At 62.3% G+C, this 16,558-nt stretch carries 11 protein-coding genes; 1 reads left to right on the forward strand and 10 read right to left on the reverse strand.

Annotated features, from left to right (window positions below; translation table 11 throughout):
• Positions 1 to 30 precede the first annotated feature (30 nt).
• The 5 genes from N008_RS23765 to N008_RS08145 all read right to left on the reverse strand — a co-directional run bounded on the left by N008_RS23765 (position 31) and on the right by N008_RS08145 (position 8,991).
• Positions 31 to 1,077, reverse strand: coding sequence for a hypothetical protein (locus N008_RS23765; RefSeq protein ID WP_231569799.1), 1,047 nt, complete (start codon positions 1,075 to 1,077; stop codon positions 31 to 33).
• Positions 1,053 to 3,437, reverse strand: a complete 2,385-nt coding sequence (locus N008_RS08130; protein WP_231569800.1) for a DUF4175 family protein — start codon at positions 3,435 to 3,437, stop codon at positions 1,053 to 1,055. Before N008_RS08130 ends, N008_RS23765 begins: the two co-directional genes overlap by 25 nt.
• A 45-nt stretch (positions 3,438 to 3,482) precedes the next feature.
• Positions 3,483 to 3,800 (reverse strand): hypothetical protein, encoded by a 318-nt coding sequence (locus N008_RS08135; protein WP_044015171.1) that lies wholly within the window; start codon positions 3,798 to 3,800, stop codon positions 3,483 to 3,485.
• Between the two features lie 132 nt (positions 3,801 to 3,932).
• Positions 3,933 to 6,971 (reverse strand): M16 family metallopeptidase, encoded by a 3,039-nt coding sequence (locus N008_RS08140; protein WP_052381322.1) that lies wholly within the window; start codon positions 6,969 to 6,971, stop codon positions 3,933 to 3,935.
• 163 nt (positions 6,972 to 7,134) lie between these two features.
• Complete coding sequence (locus N008_RS08145; RefSeq protein ID WP_052381323.1) at positions 7,135 to 8,991, reverse strand: family 10 glycosylhydrolase; 1,857 nt, start codon at positions 8,989 to 8,991, stop codon at positions 7,135 to 7,137.
• Positions 8,992 to 9,166: 175 nt separating this feature from the next.
• Between N008_RS08145 and N008_RS08150 the strand changes: the two genes are divergently transcribed.
• Entirely contained in the window at positions 9,167 to 9,574 is a 408-nt protein-coding gene (locus tag N008_RS08150; RefSeq protein ID WP_044015173.1) for a hypothetical protein, read from the forward strand.
• 108 nt (positions 9,575 to 9,682) lie between these two features.
• On the opposite strand, the gene N008_RS08155 is transcribed toward N008_RS08150, so the two are convergent.
• The 5 genes from N008_RS08155 to N008_RS08175 all read right to left on the reverse strand — a co-directional run bounded on the left by N008_RS08155 (position 9,683) and on the right by N008_RS08175 (position 16,333).
• Positions 9,683 to 11,095, reverse strand: a complete 1,413-nt coding sequence (locus tag N008_RS08155) for an MFS transporter (protein ID WP_044015175.1) — start codon at positions 11,093 to 11,095, stop codon at positions 9,683 to 9,685.
• 125 nt (positions 11,096 to 11,220) lie between these two features.
• Positions 11,221 to 12,900: an alpha-amylase family glycosyl hydrolase gene (locus tag N008_RS08160; RefSeq protein ID WP_231569816.1), complete on the reverse strand. Its 1,680-nt coding sequence runs from the start codon at positions 12,898 to 12,900 to the stop codon at positions 11,221 to 11,223.
• 300 nt (positions 12,901 to 13,200) lie between these two features.
• A complete protein-coding gene (locus N008_RS08165; RefSeq protein ID WP_044015178.1) occupies positions 13,201 to 13,908 on the reverse strand; it encodes an SDR family oxidoreductase in 708 nt (235 codons plus the stop codon).
• Between the two features lie 74 nt (positions 13,909 to 13,982).
• Entirely contained in the window at positions 13,983 to 14,360 is a 378-nt protein-coding gene (locus N008_RS08170; protein WP_044015181.1) for a GxxExxY protein, read from the reverse strand.
• Between the two features lie 62 nt (positions 14,361 to 14,422).
• A complete protein-coding gene (locus N008_RS08175; RefSeq protein WP_052381324.1) occupies positions 14,423 to 16,333 on the reverse strand; it encodes a glycoside hydrolase family 13 protein in 1,911 nt (636 codons plus the stop codon).
• Positions 16,334 to 16,558: the final 225 nt, after the last annotated feature.

Consider the following 16,558-nt stretch of genomic DNA (forward strand, 5'->3'; position numbering starts at 1 on the left):
GAGGCGGCGGGGCGCAAACTTAGCGAGTCGCTATTTCATTTTCTGAAAATATTCACTTACCTCCCGCTGATAGTAGGGCGTGAGGGCCGGCGGCACGGTGCGGAGCAGCTCGGTCTGGCGGTCTTTCTGGCGCTTGTACTGGTTGAAGGCGGGCGGAAATACGGGCGGGCGGGTCTGGGCAGTCTGGGCTTCACGCTTCTCCTCCTGGTCCCGCTCCCGGGCCGATTTCTCGGCTTCCAGCAGACGGGTAAGGATTTGACGCTGACGCATAATAGTCTGCTCCGTCAGCCGCTTGTTTACGAGGTCGGTTTCGGTTTGTTCCATTAATTTTTTCGCCTCGCCGGTGCCGCCGCCGCCAGCGTCGCCCTTGCCTTCTTTCTGGCCGGGCTTACCGCCTTTCTGCTGCTTTTCCAGCTCCTGCAGGGCCTGGCGGAGCATCTGCTGCTGGGCCGCCAGCTTGGCCAGGTCCTCGGAGAGGGCGCGGCCGGTTTTGCCGCTCTGCTGCAGCTGCTGAATCTGCTGGTTGAGCTGCTGCTGCATTTTGCCGAGCTGGCCTTCGCCGGGGCTGCTGCCTTTTTTCTTCTTTTTGCCAGGCTTGCCCCCACCCTGCTGCTGCTGGCTTTGGCTGTCGCGCTGCTCCTGCTGCATCTGCTGCAGCGCCGAGTTCAGCATCAGGGCCAGGTTGTTCATGCTGGTCATGGCCTGCTGCTGGGTGGCGGTGGCACGGCCCACGTCGCGCTGCCGGATATGGTCGAGGCTTTCGTCCATGCGGCCGTTCATCTCGCCCACTTCCCGCGTGATAAAGCTCTGCAGCTGAAACACGCGCTTGGCCAGCGCATACAAGGAGTCCTGCACCACGCGGGCGTCGTCCTTGAGCTTGCGCTGGGTCTGGCCGAGCTGCACGAAGCGCGGGTCGGACTGATCCACGCGGCGGAAGTCCTTGGCCAGGGCTTCCTGGTCGAAGCTGAGCTTGAGCAGGTTTTCGAGGATGTCGCGCAGGTCGTCGATGTTTTCCTGCTGCTGGTCCTGCTCTTCCTCGCTCATCTGCTGCTTCATCTTCTGGGCCATCTGCTGCATCTTCTGGGCGGCCTGCTTTTGGCTCTGGCTGGCTTTCTGGTTTGGTTTTTGCCCAGCTGCTGCTCGCCTTCCTGCATTTGCTCATCCACCTGCTCCTGCTCGGGCTTCATTTCCTCGGCGCCATTTTCGTTGCCGAGCTGGTCGTCCATCTTCTTGAGGTCTTCGAGGTCTTTCTTGAGCTCGTTGAACTCCTGCTGCTTCTGTTGCTGCTCTTTCTGCAGCTGCTCGTTTTTGGCTTTCTGCTGCTCGTTGCTGAGCTTGTTGTCGGGGTTCTGCTTGTCGTTCTTCTGGGTGTCGTCGGCTAGCTTCTGCTCGTCTTTGGCCAGCTGCTCCAGCTTGTCGAGGGCGGCTTCCTGCTTCTGCTCAAACTGCAGCTGCTTGAACATTTCGAGGGCGCGCTCCAGCTCTTTCTGCAAGGTGTTTTCCTTGTTTTCGAGCTGCTGCAGCAGTTTCTGCATGTCGGGCTGGGTCATGTCCTGCTGCTTTTCCAGCAGCTTCTGCAGCTCGTCGTAGAGTTTCTTGGTTTCGGGGTCGAGCAGGCTTTCCATCAGCTTCTGCAACTCCTGAGCCTTCTCGGCCAGCTCCTGGCTTTTGGGGTCCAGTTCGTCCTGCTTCTGGGTCAGCTCGTCAAACAGCTTTTTCATGTCCTGCATCTGCTGGTCCATCTGCTGCTTTTGCTGCAGCATATCCTGCAGCTGCTTGCGGTCCTGGAAGTTCAGGTCGCGCTTGGTCTTGAGCTTGTCCTGGCTTTTGGCCAGCTCGCGCTCCAGCTTTTTGCTTTGCTCGCTGGCTTTGCTGAGCTGGCTCTGCACCGACTCGGCCTGCGAGTTCAGCTGCTCGCGCAGCTCGGTGCGGCTGGGCAGCCGGAACTCCGCGGCCCGCGTGCGCGCCGACTTGGGGCCGTGCACGCCGTCGTTGTCCCAGACCTGCACGAAGTACTCCAGCCGGTCGCCGGGCTGCATCTTCAGCGGGCGCAAATCCCACTGGTAGGCGTAGGCCTGCACCGGCCCGCGGGCCAGCGGCAGCGCCCGCGCCTGAAACGCCGCGTTGGGCCGCGCCTTGCTGGCAATGCGGTAGTGCAGCTGCAACCGCGAAAGGCCGTAGTCGTCGCGCAGGTTGCCGCCGAGGGCCAAGTAGCGCAGCGAGGTGGTGTCGGGGAAGGATTCCAGGCTGATTTCCGGGCCTTGGTCGGCAATGGCCGTGAGCTGGTACTCGATTGGGTCGCGGTTGAGGCTGGCCGGGTTGCGCAGGCGCACGGCGTAGTTCTGGGTGCGGTTAACCACGCGGGTGGCCGTGAAGGCGTCCTCGTCGCGGGCGGCGGTCAGCGTCACATCGGGGTTCCGGAACAGCAACTGGAGCTGCTCGGTGGCCTGGGTGGCGAAGCGCCAGCGCACGGTGCTGCCCTCAGGCACGGTGAGGTTGCCGGTGTTGCGGATGGTTTCGGCGGGCTTGCCCAGGTAGGCCGGGTAGGTCACGTCCACCTGAAAGTCGCGCAGGTTGGGGCGCTGGCGCAACCGCAGGTCGTAGTCGGCGGACGTAACGTCGGCGGCGGCCAGCTGAAACGCCACGTCCTGCTGCAGCTGCTGAAACTGGTAGCTGAAATGGCCGGGCCGGTCCTGCACGAGGTGCCGCTCGCGGCCGCCGTACTCAATCGTGACGTCGTTGGGCAGGGCCTCCCCTTTCACCGAAACCTGCAGCTTGAAGTCTTCGCCTTTGAAAGCGGTAAGGGCTTTGTTTTCGATGATGAACCGGAACGGCGCCGGCGGCGCGTACTTCTGGCGGTAGTTGAGGATGCGGGCCGTGCCCTGCACGAAAAACGCCGGATACACCAGCAGCACGGCCATAATCACGAGGGCCGGCACGGCCACAAACTTCCACAGCGGCCGGGTTTGCTGCCGGATGTTGATGCCGTTTTCGAACTGCACGCCCGCCAGCTGGCCGGCACGCTGCTCCAGACTGGCCGCAATCAGGGCGTTGCCCCGGGCCTGGTCCTGAAGCTGCAGCGCGTTCAGGAGCTTGTCCTGCACATCCGGAAACAGCTCCCCCACGCGCTGGGCGGCCTGCTCATCGGAGAGCAGACGGCGCAGGTTGGTGAGGGCCGCCAGCGGCTGCCAGATCCAGCGCATGAAGGTGTAGGCCACCAGCCCCAGAAACCCGAACAGCAACCCGCCGCGCACCCAGGTGGGCAGGTACAGGAAATATTCAAGCAGGTTGAGCACCAGAAACAAGCTCAGCAGCAGCGCGCCCGCCACCAGGGCCCCGCGTACCAGCAGACTCAGGTAGAACTTACGCTTGAAGGCCTCCAGCCGGGCCAGCACTTCACGCAACGCAGATGTAGTAGCAGACGATTCTTGCGACACAGGCATATCCAACGGCCTCTAATGGCCTCCGGGGAAAGATACGGATTAAGCGGCGTGGGCTGCACGCCCCGTGCCGATACAACCGGGTTTGGCGCGGGCCGGTTCCGAAAGCTGCGGCCTCCGCGCCCTGGCCCGATGGTGGCCATCGGCATGAAAAAAGCCCTGGCTGATGTACCAGGGCTTCTTGATGGATTTTCTTTTAGACACCGGCACCGGCATCTGGCTGGTATACAGCACGTAGAGCAGCAGCAGTAGTAGCACGATGTAGCCAACTATCGGGCTGATGCGGCGCAGGTACCGCTGGGGCACAGCATCCTGCTCGTTGAGTGTGTGCAGATGATTAGGCGGAGAAGTCAGGGTCATAGAAGTTGGCGAAGGTAGGGCCGGCAGGCACGCGTCAACCCGCTGCTGCTTCGGGAAGTTCCCGGCAACAGGGAATAATAAAAAAAGCCCGATTCCAGCTGGAATCGGGCTTTTTATTAACGAAGGAAAGGCTTATTCACCTTTGCCGGCGGTACCGTCGGCGCTGGTTTTCTGCTTGCGCTTCTGCTTGCCCTCTTTGTCTTTCTTCACCATTTTCACTTTCTCGCCAGCAGGCGCCGGTGCGCCGGCTGCGGGAGCGGCGGCAGCTGGAGCCGGGGCTGCCGCAGGGGCCGCCACGCGGGTGCCGTTCAGGTCCAGCTCCACCACTTCGTAGCCCAGCTCCGAGAGGCCCGGGAAGGCCTTGGCCCGGTCGCCGACTACCACGATGTACATCTGGTCGATGGGCAGGTACTTCTGGGCGCTGGCCTGCAGGTCTTCCTTCTTCAGGGCCTTCAGGATTTCGCTCTGCTTGCTCACGTAGTTGGTGGGCAGGTCGTACTCCAGCAAGCGGCCCAGGAAGGCGGCCTTTTGCTGGCCGGTTTCATACTTGAGGGCGTCGCTCTGGCCTACCGAGGCCTGCAGGAACTGCAGCTCCTCGTCGGTGGCGCCGTCGCGGTAGTTCTTGATTTCCTTCACGAACTCCTTCACCGAGGCTGCTGTGGCATCGGCGCGCACACCGGCCTGGGCCGTGTAGGGACCCACGAAACGGGTGCCCTGGAAGCCCGAGCGGGCGCCGTAGGTGTAGCCTTTGTCTTCGCGCAGGTTCAGGTTGATGCGCGAGTTGAAGGCGCCACCCAGGATGTAGTTGGCCAGGTAGGCGCGGTAATAGTCGCCGGTGGCGTCATACGTGAGCGGCGTGAGGTAGCCCACCCGGATTTCCGACTGCGCGGCGCCGTCCTTGTTCACGAAGTAGATGCGCGTCTTGTCGGGCTGCTCGGCGGTGGGGCTGGCCGGCGCAGTTACGGCCTTGCGGCCCCAGGTTTTCAGAAAGCCCAGCTGCGGCAGCACGTCTTTCTGGTCCACGTCGCCTACCACCGTCAGGTAGCTCACATTAGGCGCGTAGTTCTGCTGATAGAACTGCTTCACCTCGTCCAGCGTGATGCCCTGCACCGTCGTGGTCGAGCCCGAAGCCGGGATGCTCATGACGTTGCCGGGGCCGTAGAGCAGGCGGGCGTAGGTGTTGTTGGCAATGGCCACGGGCTGGGTGCTCTGGTTGGCAATGCCTTCCAAGGTCTGCTTCTTGAGGCGGTCGAAATCAGCCTGGTCGAAGCGCGGGCGTAGCAGCATTTCCTCCACCAGCGCCAGCGTAGCGGGCAGGTTTTTGGTGAGGCTGCGGATGACGACGGTCGTGTTTTCGTCGCCGGCGTACGTCTGCACGTCGCTGCCCAGCTTCTCCAGGGCGCCGGCAAACTGCTCGCCGGTGTACTTCTGGGTGCCTTCTTCCAGCATGGCCGCCGTGAGCGAGGCAATGCCGGCCTTGTTGGGGTTCTGCTGCTCCAGGCGGTGGCCGCCGCTGATGTTGAGCAGCATGGTCACGGTCGGAATCTCGGCGTTGCGGTTGCCGATGATGCGCAGGCCGTTGTCGAAATCGGTGCGCCATATGGCGGGCACCTGCACCACGGGGTTGGCGCCGCCCTTCGGCTGCGTGGCCCGGTCGAAGCTGTCGGTGGCCTTCACGTACTTCAGGTTGGCGTACTCATCGGTAGCAGGGGCCTTGTAGCCGTCCTTGCTCACGGTGTAGTTGTCGGCCTTGGCTACCAGGGCGTTGCTGCCCTTCGGCACCACGCTCAGCACCACGGCTTTCTTGCCCTTCAGGTACTGGTTGTACACGCGCTGCACGTCGGCTTTGGTGAGGCTGCGGATGCGCTGCAGCTCCTGGGGCAGGCGGTTGGGGTTGCCCACGTAAGTCTGGTAAGCGGCCAGCTGGCTCACCTTGCCGCTCACGCTGGCCAGGCCGTTCACCACGCTGGCCTCGCGCGTGGCCTTGAAGCGGGCCACGTCGTCGTCGGTCACGCCGCGCTTCTCAAACTCGGCCAGCGTTTTGCGCACCACGGCTTCGGTGCTATCGAGGCCTTTGCCGGGCAGGCCACGGGCCACGATGGTGAACTCGCCGGCCAGCTCGGAGCTGGGGTGGTAGGCCTGCGTCAGCACGGCCTTCTGGGTTTTGATCAGGTTTTTGTAGAGCAACGACGTTTTACCGCCGCCAATGATGTCGGCCAGCGCGTCCAGAGCCACCTCGTCGGGGTGGTACTGCGGCACGGTCGGGAACACCATCTGCAGCATCGGGAAGCGCACGTTGTCCTGGTAGCTCACGTAGCGGTCCTGCGTCAGCACGGGCGCGGGCAGCTTCATGTTCTGCACGGCCGGGCCGCGCTGGATGCTGCCGAAGTACTTCTCCACCATCTTCACCACCTCGGCCGGCTTCACGTCGCCGCCCACCGTTACGGTGGCGTTGTTGGGGCCGTACCAGCGCAGGAAGAAGTTCTTCAGGTCGTTGACGTCGGAGCGGTCCAGGTCTTCGAGGTAGCCGATGGTGAGCCAGCTGTAGGGGTGGCCGTACGGATACAGAGTCTTGGCGATATTCTCGCTGGCCAGGCCGTAGGGGCGGTTGTCGTAGTTCTGGCCCCGCTCGTTTTTCACGGTGGAGCGCTGCACCTCAAACTTCTGCTGCGTCACGGCATCCAGCAGGAACCCCATGCGGTCGGCTTCCAACCACAGTGCGGTTTCCAGCTGGTTGCTGGGCACAGTCTCGAAGTAGTTGGTCCGGTCGCGGTTGGTGGAGCCGTTCAGCGTCCCGCCCGACGACGTCACGAGCTTGAAGTGCTGCTCGTCGGCCACGTGGTCGGAGCCCTGGAACATCATGTGCTCGAAGAAGTGCGCAAAGCCCGACTTGCCGATGGTTTCGCGGGCCGAGCCTACGTGGTAGGTCACGTCGATGTGAGCCAGCGGGTCGGAATGGTCTTCGTGGATGAGCAGCGTGAGGCCATTGGGCAGCACGTATTTCTCGTACGGAATCACCAGCTCGGAGCCCTTGCGGGTCACTTTCTCCACGAGGCGGGTGCCGGTGGCCGAGGCCGCAGCAGGTTTGGCCGCAGCTTTCTGCTGGGCAGCCACTGGTTGTGCGGTCAGGGCCAAGCCCAGGCTCAGCAGCCAAAGCGGTTTAAAGGTCATGGGGGAGGGAATAGGTAAATGGATGCGTGAAAATACGCGCAATAGACTGCCGCGCAACGCCGGGGCTGCATAGTGCGCCAGCCAGCCAGCGGAAGTAAGCTGATGCTAAGGCACCAAGCTCCCTTTTCGACCGGCTGGCTGGCGAAAAAGCTGGCCGGCGCCGCTACCGTACCAGCAATACCTTTTGGCGCGCTATACCGCTAGCAGTGCGCAAAACCACCATGTAGAGCCCGGTGGGCAGGTCGGCGGCACGCAGCAGTACCTCGTGACGACCGGCGTCGCGGGTTTCCGCCAGCAGCACAGCTACTTCGCGGCCGGCCAGGTCCAGCAGGCGCAGGTCGGCGGGGCCAGGGGCCGGCAGCGTGAAGGCAAGGTGGGTTTCGGCTGTGAACGGGTTTGGGAAGGCAGGCTCCAGCAGCGCGGTCTGGCGGCTGCCCGCCGCAGTGGCCAGCACCTGGAAAGTGGTGGGCGCACTTTCATTGTAGAGCCGATCCAGGGCCGTGAGGGCGTAGCGCGCAGGAACTGTCGGCAGCGCCTCCTGGTAGGCCGTGGAATCGGTGATGGTGCGGATGGTGGCCGGGTCCGCCAGGTCGGCGGCCGTGACGGGGACTGTACCGGCGGGCAGGCGGTATACCACGTACTGGCGGGCCTGCTGGCCATCGGCAGCGGCGGGGCCAGGCTGCCAGCGCAACTCCACGATACCAGCACCGGGGTTGCTGCTGACGCTGGCCTGCACCGGGGCCGTCGGTGGCACGTTGTCTTTCCAGGGCATGGTGGGTACCAGGGCCGGGTGGCGGTAAAAGTTGGTGCGCAGGGAATCAGCGAAGCCCAGCGGGTTGGCGCGCAGCTCGGTGGTTTTGTAGAACATGCTGCCCTGCACGTTGGGCTGCTGCCGCAACAGCCGGATTTGGCTGGGCAGCTGGCTGGGCGAGCGGAAGCCCGGCTCCGTGGCCGTGGCGCTGATGCGGTACACGCCCTGACCGACGTACAGGTGGCGCACGGTGTCGGGATTCACCTGCTGGCTCCACCACGGCACAATCAGGCTATAGTTGGCCGCCGTCTGGCCGATGGCGAAGTACACCTGCGGGGCCAGGTAATCAACCCAGCCGCGGCGCAGCCACTTGCGCGAGTCGGCGAAGATGTCGGAGTAGCTCTGGAATGCCGTGGTGGCGGTGCCGCCCACGCTGGTGCCGTTGCGCCATACGCCGGGCGGCGAGATGCCAAATTTCACCCACGGCTTCACGCTCCGGATGCTGTCCGATACCATTTTCACGAAGATATCCACGTTGCTGCGGCGCCAGTCAGCCCGGCCCGCCGTGGTGGCGGCAAAGCCGCGCGGGTCGGCGGCAAAGGCGGCATCGTCGTTGAACACTATACCGGTTTGCGGGGCCGGGTAGAAATAGTCGTCGAAATGAATGGCATCCACATCATAGCGGCGCACCACGTCCATCACCACCCGAGTGAGGTACTGGCGCACGGCCGGCAAACCGGGGTTGAGCACCCGCAGCGTGCCGTAGGGCACCACCCACTCGGGGTGCTGCACCGTCACGTGGGTGGGCGCAATGCTGGCTGTGGTGCCGTTGGTGAGGGCACGGTAGGGATTCAGCCAGGCATGAAACTCCAGTTCGCGGCGGTGGGCTTCGCGCACCATAAACGCCAGCGGGTCATAGGGCGGGCTGGGAGCCTGGCCCTGGGTGCCGGTCAGCCACTCGCTCCAGGGCTCTAGGGTACTGGGGTAGAGGGCATCGGCCGCCGCCCTTATCTGCACCACCACGGCGTTCATGCCGTTTTGCCGGTGGCTGTCCAGAATGCTCACAAACTCCTGTCGTTGCTGGGCCGGCGTCAGGGTTTTGCGGCTGGGCCAGTCGAGGTTGAACACGTGGGCCACCCAGGCGGCGCGCAGCTCGCGCTTGGGGGCCGGCGCCTGGGCCCGGGCGCCACCTCCCAGCAGCAGCAGCGCCACCAGTACGAGGCCGGGTGCCCAGCGCGTGAAATAGTGCGATGCGTAATAGTTAAGCATAAGCAGAACGGTAAGATGGAACAGAATAGAAGGGATGCAACGCCCTGGCTGCAGGGAGTCTCCCAAGATAGTTGCCCCCGTCCTAAATTAGCCGCTACTTCACGTACTATTCATGGGCGCGCTATACGTTTGGCCCCGTGCGTTGCGTACCTTTGTGGCTCTACTCCCCCACCCTATGCTCGTTGCCAACCTCGATTATCTGCTGCTCACCCACCGCCCCGACCTGGGGCAGCTGGTGTTGCGCTGGACGCGGCCGGCTACCTCCGCCGAGCACCGGGCCGGCTACGCGCTGGCCCTGGAGCTGGCCGAGCGCGAGAAAGTGACCCGCTGGCTGATTGATTTGCGCAGCCGTGGCCTGGCCGAGCCCGCCGACTTCCGGTGGCTGATGCACAACTTCCGGGCCTCGCTGGCGGCCGCGCTGCCCGGCACCCGGCCCCGCCTGGCCTACCTCGTGGCCCCCTACCACGCCGAGCTGCTCAACGAGCGTCTGGCCGACGAAATGGCCACCGACGCGTTGGACACGGTAGCCGTGCGCGCCTTCACCGAAGAACAAGCCGCACAGGCGTGGCTGCAGGCCCGCTAATCCCAGCCTCTGCATGAGGCAGCTCTGTCTGTCATGATATCACCCTGAAGCACAACAAAACGCCCCGCCTGACTATCGAGGCGGGCTTTTTGTTATGGGCTGATGGCCTCACACGCGCGGGTCAGTCTGCACCGGTGCGTCGTAGCCGGCGCTGACAGGCGCGGCCGTAGGGTCAGCCGGCAGCCGGATGTCGTCGGCGTCCTGCACGCGTAGCGTGAGCAGGCCCGAGATTATCATGGAGCAGCCACCCAGTACCAGCGTGTACACCGACTCGCCACCGAACACTGACTTGGTGAAGAAGCCCAGAATCAGGCCCGCTACCACCTGCGGAATTACGATGAAGAAGTTGAACACGCCCATGTAGTAGCCCATTTTGTTGGCGGGCAGCGCGCCGGCCAGCATGGCGTAGGGCACGCTCAGGATGGATGCCCAGGCAATGCCCACGCCCACCATCGAGAGCAGCAGCATTTTGGGGTCTTGGATAAAGTAAATCGAAATCAGGCCCAGGCCGCCCGCTACCAGGCACAGCATGTGCGTGAAGCGGCGGCTGGTGGCGCGGGCAATAGCCGGCAGCAGCAGCGCCGCAATGGCTGAAATACCGTTGTACACGGCAAAGCAGATGCCCACCCAGTCGGCGCCCTCGTTGTAAATTTTGGAAGTAGCGTCAGTGGTGTGGTAGATGTGGCTCGTGACGGCCGGCGTGGTGTAAATCCACATCGAGAACAGCGCCAGCCAGGAAAAGAACTGCACGATGGCCAGCTGAGCCATTGTTTTGGGCATGTGGAAGATGCCGCTGAACGACTCGCGGATGCCGTTCCAGAAGCCGGCCGTGCGCCGTTTCTCTTCCTCAAACTCGGCCATGTTTTCGGGCGGATACTCTTTGGTGTTGAGCACCGTCCAGAGCACTGCTAGGAAGAAAATAACGCCGCCAAGGTAAAACGCATACTTCACCGAGGGCGGAATCTGACCGGCCGGGGCCGTATTGGCAATGCCGAACCAGTTCGTAAACATCCACGGCAGCGACGAGGCCACTACCGCGCCCACTCCAATGAAGAAGGTCTGGGCGGCAAAGCCCGTGGTGCGCTGCTCCGACGGTAGCAGGTCGCCGACCAGCGCCCGGAACGGCTCCATGCTGATGTTGATGCTGGAGTCCATGATCCAGAGCATGCCCACGGCCATCCACAGCGCCGACACGTTGGGCATCACCAGCAGCGCAAACGAGGCCAGAATAGCGCCAATCAGGAAAAATGGCCGGCGGCGCCCCCATTTCGGGCTCCACGTCCGGTCCGACATGTAGCCGATAATCGGCTGCACGAGCATGCCGGTGAGCGGCGCGGCCAGCCAGTACAGGGCTATTTCGGTGCCGCCCAGAGTTTCAAATATGCGGCTGACGTTGGCATTCTGCAGCGCAAAGCCGAACTGAATGCCCAAAAAGCCGAAGCTCATGTTCCAGATTTGCCAGAAGCTCAGGCGGGGTTTTTCGCGGGAGATGCTCGGCGCAGCCGCTACGTTGGTTGCCATCAGGGGAAAGAATTGGGGGAGTTTTTGGAGAGGATAGCGAGGAGGTGATGGAGTGATGGGGTGAATGATGATGAGGTGGGCCGTTACAGACTTGTTACCTCATCACCATTCACCTCATTACCTCATCACTTTTTAGGCTTGATTTCAAACACGTAGGCGCTCAGCGGGGGCATCGTCAGGTTGAGGAAGTCGGTGGGCGGCGTGTTGTTGAGCAGGTCGGTGTAGGTGCAGAAGATGTCGGGGTTGAGGCCCATGCGCTGGCGCACCTCGCGCGGAATCTCAATGGTGGGCGTCATCGTCTTGTCGCGGCTGAAGTTCACCACAATCAGCAGGCGCTGGGTGTCGGTGTAGCGCAGGTAGCTGTAGATGCGCTTCTGGTCGTAGTTTTTGCCCAGGTTGTTGGCGTCCTGCAGCTCGTAGAACTTGCCTTTGCGGATGGCCTCGCTGGAGCTGGCCAGGTTCAGCAGGCGGCTGTAGAAGTCGCGCAGCTGCTTCTGGCTGTCGTCGAGCTTGCCGCCGTCGAACTTGCCGCCGTTCATCCATTTCTGGTGCTCCGGCACGCCCCAGTAGTCGAAGATGGTGGTGCGGCCGTCCTCGCCCGAGAAGCCTTCCGACTTCAGGGCCGGCTCGCCCACCTCCTGCCCCGAATAGAGCATCACCGGGCCCGAGGCCAGCGTGGCCGACACGGTCATGGCCGGAATGGCGGTGCGCGGGTCGGTGGCGAAGTCCTTGGAGGCAATGCGCTGCTCGTCGTGGTTTTCCAGGAAGCGCAGCATCTTCGACGAGAAGCCGCGGCTTTCCTCGCTCCACACCTTCGTGATGTCGTCGGTGGTGCCGGTTCCGGTCATGAGGCGGCGTAGGCCGTCGTAGAGGCCTACTTTATCGTAGAGGAAGTCGAACTGGCCCTTTTCGAGGTAGGTTTTGTACTCCTTGGGCGTGTAGGCTTCGGCAATGAAGATGATGCCGGGCTTCACCTTTTTCACCTCCGGAATCACCCAGGTCCAGAACTCCACGGGCACCATTTCGGCCATGTCGCAGCGGAAGCCGTCCACGTCCTTCTGGGCCCAGAAGATCAGGATGTCGCGCATCTTCTTCCAGGTGTCGGGCACGGGCTGCAGGTACAGCTTGCGGCCGTTCTGGTAGTCCACGCCGTAGTTGAGCTTCACGGTTTCGTACCAGTCGTCCACCTTCGGTGTGGCCGAGAAGACGTCGTTGCCGGTAGCTTTGGCGGGGTTTTCCAGAAACTTGCCGTCTTCCTTCGGGCCCAGAGCGGCGCCCAGTGGGTTGCCGGCTTTGGGCACCACCAGCGGCTGGCCGGGCAGGTAGTAGAAGTTGTTGTTGGGCGCGAAGGCCTTGGTTTTGTCGTCCACGGCGCCCAGGTCCACCACGCCCACCGGCTTGCCGTCCGACTTGTAGCTGCGGGCCACGTGGTTCGGAATGAAGTCCATGAGCACCTTCAGGCCGTTGGCGTGGGTGCGCTTGATGAGGGCGTCGTACTCCAGCATGCGCGTTTTCACGTTCACGGCTAGGTCCGGGGCCACATCGTAGTAGTCCTTGATGGCGTAAGGCGAGCCGGCGCGGCCCTTCACCACGTCGGCATCGTCGGGGCCGGGGCCGCCGGCCTTGGTGAAGTCGGTCATGGTGGCGTGCTCAATCACGCCGGTGTACCAGACGTGGCTCACGCCCATCTTCTTGATTTCTTGGAGCGCCTTGTCGGTGATGTCGTTGAACTTGCCCACGCCATTCTCCTGGGCCGTGCCGTAGGGTTTGTTGAGGGCAGTCTTGTTGCCGAATAGGCGCGTCATCAGCTGATAGATGACGATTTTATTGTCCTGGGGTACCTCATCGGTAGTGTTGGGGTCCGCCAGGGAAACGGAGTCAGACACGGAAGTGGAATCAGGCGAGAAAGGAAGAGTGAAAGCAGCCAAAGCAAATGCAGCTGCCGCAGCCGGGAGAAGGATTTTCTTCATATACCGCGTAAGATAGGTGATTGGGTAATTAAGAACGTCATGCCGGGCGGCGCGAAGCATCTCGCTGGTACAGCCTGGATTACTACTCGGGCGAGACGCTTCGCTCAGTCCGGCCTGACGTTCTTAGAGCCCTTCCTACCATTCCTGCGTGAGCGGGTGAATCATCAGCTCGTCGATGACTACGTGGGCCGGGGCTTCGAGCACGTAGCGCACGGCCTGGGCCACGTCGGAGGGCTTGAGGTGGGTTTTCTCGGCGTCGGGGCCGCCCGGCACCGAGTCGTTGAAGTAGGTATCGACGAGGCCGGGAAAGATGGTGCTGACCTTGATGCCGTGCGAGCGGACCTCCTTGCGCAAACTGGCTAGCACGGCATCCTGCGCGAACTTGCTCGCCCCGTAGGCCGTGCCGTTCTCGAAGGTGCGCCGGGCTACGTCGGACGTAATGCCCACGATATGGCCCCGGTGGCGCGACTTGAAGTGCGGCACAGCGGCCTTACAGAGCAGGAAGGTGCCCTTCACGTTCACATCGAAAATCCGGTCCCACTCGGCGGCATCAAAATGCTCTAATAGCCCAAACGAGCCCACGCCGGCATTGCAGACCAGAATATCGAGGCGGCCGAAATGGCGCAGGGCCTGGTCTACCACGTGCTGGGCGTCGTCGGCGTCGGATACGTCGGCGGGTACAGCCAAGCCCTGGGTTTTGTGGGCCACTTCCTCCAGCTCCTCGGCAGAGCGGGCCACGCACACTACTTTGGCGCCCTGCATGGCCAGCAGCAGGGCTATGGCTCTGCCAATGCCGCGGCTGGCACCGGATACAATGGCTACTTGGTCGGTTAGGTCGGTCATGGCGTTTGGGAGTTTCGTTCGGATGTTTTTAGCCCGCAGAGGACGCAGTGTTTTGCGCAGAGGGCGCAGTGTTCTTACAACCCGTTAACTTTTCGAAAGATGCCGGCTTTGATCAGCGGGACGTTGAAATTGATGAGCAGGCCCAGTTTGTGGCCAGAGAGTTTCAGGTAAGTCAGCAGCTGCATGTGGTGTACTTCCAGCAGTACTTCTACTGATTTGATTTCCACCACCACCTTTCCTTCTACCAGCAGATCCATGCGGAAACCGTTTTCGAGCCGGAGTCCGTCGTAGAGCACCGGCAGTGCTACCTGCGTTTTCACGTCCAGGCCAACCTTGCGCAACTCGTGGCTCAGCAGCGTTTCGTACACCGACTCCAGCAGCCCCGGCCCCAGCGCCGTGTGAATGGCGAAAGCCGACTTGCGTATTTGAAAGGATACCTCGTTCTCGTGCATCTGCGTCCTCTGCGAAAAACACTGCGCCCTCTGCGGGCTAAAAACACCCGAACGAAATATACCTATTTCCGCAGCTCCACCACCCAGGCCGTACGCCCCGGCACCTTAAAGCTTTTCAGATCAGCCACCGCCGCGCCGGAGTTGATTTCCACCCCGGAACTGAACCCGTTAAACCGCTCCGCAAACCGGGCGCCGTCCACTACCCGCTCGTCCTTGTTGCCGTTGAGCAGGATCATGACGGCCTCGCCCTGGTCGTTGTAGCGGAAGTAGGTGTACACGCCGTCCTGCGGGATGAACTGCATGAGCTTGCCAGTAGCCAGCACCGGGTGGGCCTGGCGGTAGAGGCTGAGCTTGCTGAGGTAGTTGAACGCCTCGCCGGCCTGGCCCGTGCGGCCGGCGGCCGTGAAGTAGTTGGTTTTGTCGCCGCTGAAGCCGCCGGGAAAGTCCTCGCGCACCTTGCCGTCGGGGTTCGAGAAGTTCTTCATCAGTACCTCGGTGCCGTAGTAGAGCTGCGGAATGCCGCGGGTGGTGAGCAGCCAGGCCACGCCCAGCTTGAACTTGCCGAAGTCTTCCCCAATCACCGAGTAGAAGCGGCTCATGTCGTGGTTGTCGAGGAAGGTGACGTTGCGGGTGGCGTCCTCGTACATCCAGTCGCCCTGCAGGGCTTCGTACACCCGGTTCAGGTTGGGCTGGTCGCCCCGCAGCGCGTCGTGAATGGCGTTCTGCGACTGGAAATCGAACACTGATTCCAGGTTGGACTTGAAGCCATCGACCGGCTGAAACACGTTGCGGGCGAAGAACGCCTGCTGGGCCGTGCTGCCCACCCAGGCCTCGCCAAACTTGAACAGGTTCGGAAACTCGTCGTTCAGGGCTTGGCCCCACTGCATCAGGAACTTGGGGTCTGAATACGGGTAGGTATCGATGCGGTAGGCGTCGAGGCCGGTGTATTCCACCCACCACAAAAAGTTCTGAATCAGGTAGGTAGCCACCAGCGGGTTGGTCTGGTTCACGTCGGGCATGGTGGTGTCGAACCAGCCTTTGTTGTACAGCTTGCCATCCAGCTCCGAGCCGTAGGGGTCGTTGAGGGCCGAGGAGTTGTAGTTGCTGCGCGTGAAGTTGGGCCACTGGTTGAACCAGTCTTTGGCGGGCTGGTCCAGGAACAGGTAGTTCTTGGAGCCCATGTGGTTGAGCACCACGTCGTGCACCACTTTCAGGCCATTGGCGTGAGCCCGGTCCACAAACTGCTTGTACTCTTCCAGCGTGCCGAAGCGGCGGTCGGTGTTGTAGTAGTCGGTGAGGGCGTAGCCGTGGTAGCTGGCCTTAGGCATGTCGTTTTCCACCACCGGCGTCATCCACAGGGCCGTCACGCCTAGGCTCTTGAAGTAGTCGAAGTGGTTTTCGATGCCCTTCAGGTCGCCGCCGTGGCGGGCGTACATCGAGTCGCGGGCCACTTTGGGGGCGCGCATGTCCTTGATATAATCGTTTTTAGGGTCGCCGTTTGAGAACCGGTCGGGCATCAGGAAGTAGATGAAATCCTGCTGCGCGAGGCCCTGCACCTTCTGCTTGTCGCCGGGCGTGGTGCGCTGCTTTAGCTCGTAGGCGAAGGTGGTTTTCTTGGCGCCCTGAAACTCCAGCTGCAGCTTGCCGGGCTTGGCCGAGGGGCTGATGGTGAGGTTGATGAGCAGATAGTTGGGACTCTCCAGCTTCTGCACGCCGTCCAGGGTCACGCCCTCGTAAGCCTTGAGCGTGGCAGTGCTGGTGGCAATGCCGGGGCCGTGCACCAGCAGTTGCAGCTTGGGGTTTTTCATGCCCACCCACCAAAACGTGGGGTCGATGCGCTGGACAGCGGCAGTTTTGGCAGCCGGAGCAGCAGCTTCAGTAACGGTCAGGACCGGGGCCGCCAGGGCTACGGAAGTGGTGGCGGCGGCCAGCAGGACGCCCGTCAGGAGTGGCCGGAAACGAAAAGTAGTCATGGGCACAGGGGGAATTGTTCGGAAAGGCCGCCAAGTTACGGCCGGAACGTGCGGAGAAGATAATGCTGAACTGCGCGGAAATGGTGTCCTGTTGACTGATTTATACGGCCTATATAGCGCCAGACGGGTAATAAAACGTCTTACATAAGCCCGGCGGGCACCTGCTGAAGTCAGCCAGCAATGGCACCGACAGGTAACCGAGGCATTGCGCCAGCAATTGCGCCA

This window comes from Hymenobacter sp. APR13 (genome assembly GCF_000737515.1).
Lineage (GTDB): Bacteria > Bacteroidota > Bacteroidia > Cytophagales > Hymenobacteraceae > Hymenobacter.

Coding starts and splice junctions, on each gene's coding strand:
- N008_RS08165 (WP_044015178.1), bottom strand. CDS start 13,908: ATGACCGACCTAACCGACCAAGTAGCCATTGTATCCGGTGCCAGCCGC.
- N008_RS08150 (WP_044015173.1), top strand. CDS start 9,167: ATGCTCGTTGCCAACCTCGATTATCTGCTGCTCACCCACCGCCCCGAC.
- N008_RS08160 (WP_231569816.1), bottom strand. CDS start 12,900: ATGACGCGCCTATTCGGCAACAAGACTGCCCTCAACAAACCCTACGGC.
- N008_RS08140 (WP_052381322.1), bottom strand. CDS start 6,971: ATGACCTTTAAACCGCTTTGGCTGCTGAGCCTGGGCTTGGCCCTGACC.
- N008_RS08175 (WP_052381324.1), bottom strand. CDS start 16,333: ATGACTACTTTTCGTTTCCGGCCACTCCTGACGGGCGTCCTGCTGGCC.
- N008_RS23765 (WP_231569799.1), bottom strand. CDS start 1,077: ATGCAGCAGATGGCCCAGAAGATGAAGCAGCAGATGAGCGAGGAAGAG.
- N008_RS08170 (WP_044015181.1), bottom strand. CDS start 14,360: ATGCACGAGAACGAGGTATCCTTTCAAATACGCAAGTCGGCTTTCGCC.
- N008_RS08145 (WP_052381323.1), bottom strand. CDS start 8,991: ATGCTTAACTATTACGCATCGCACTATTTCACGCGCTGGGCACCCGGC.
- N008_RS08155 (WP_044015175.1), bottom strand. CDS start 11,095: ATGGCAACCAACGTAGCGGCTGCGCCGAGCATCTCCCGCGAAAAACCC.
- N008_RS08135 (WP_044015171.1), bottom strand. CDS start 3,800: ATGACCCTGACTTCTCCGCCTAATCATCTGCACACACTCAACGAGCAG.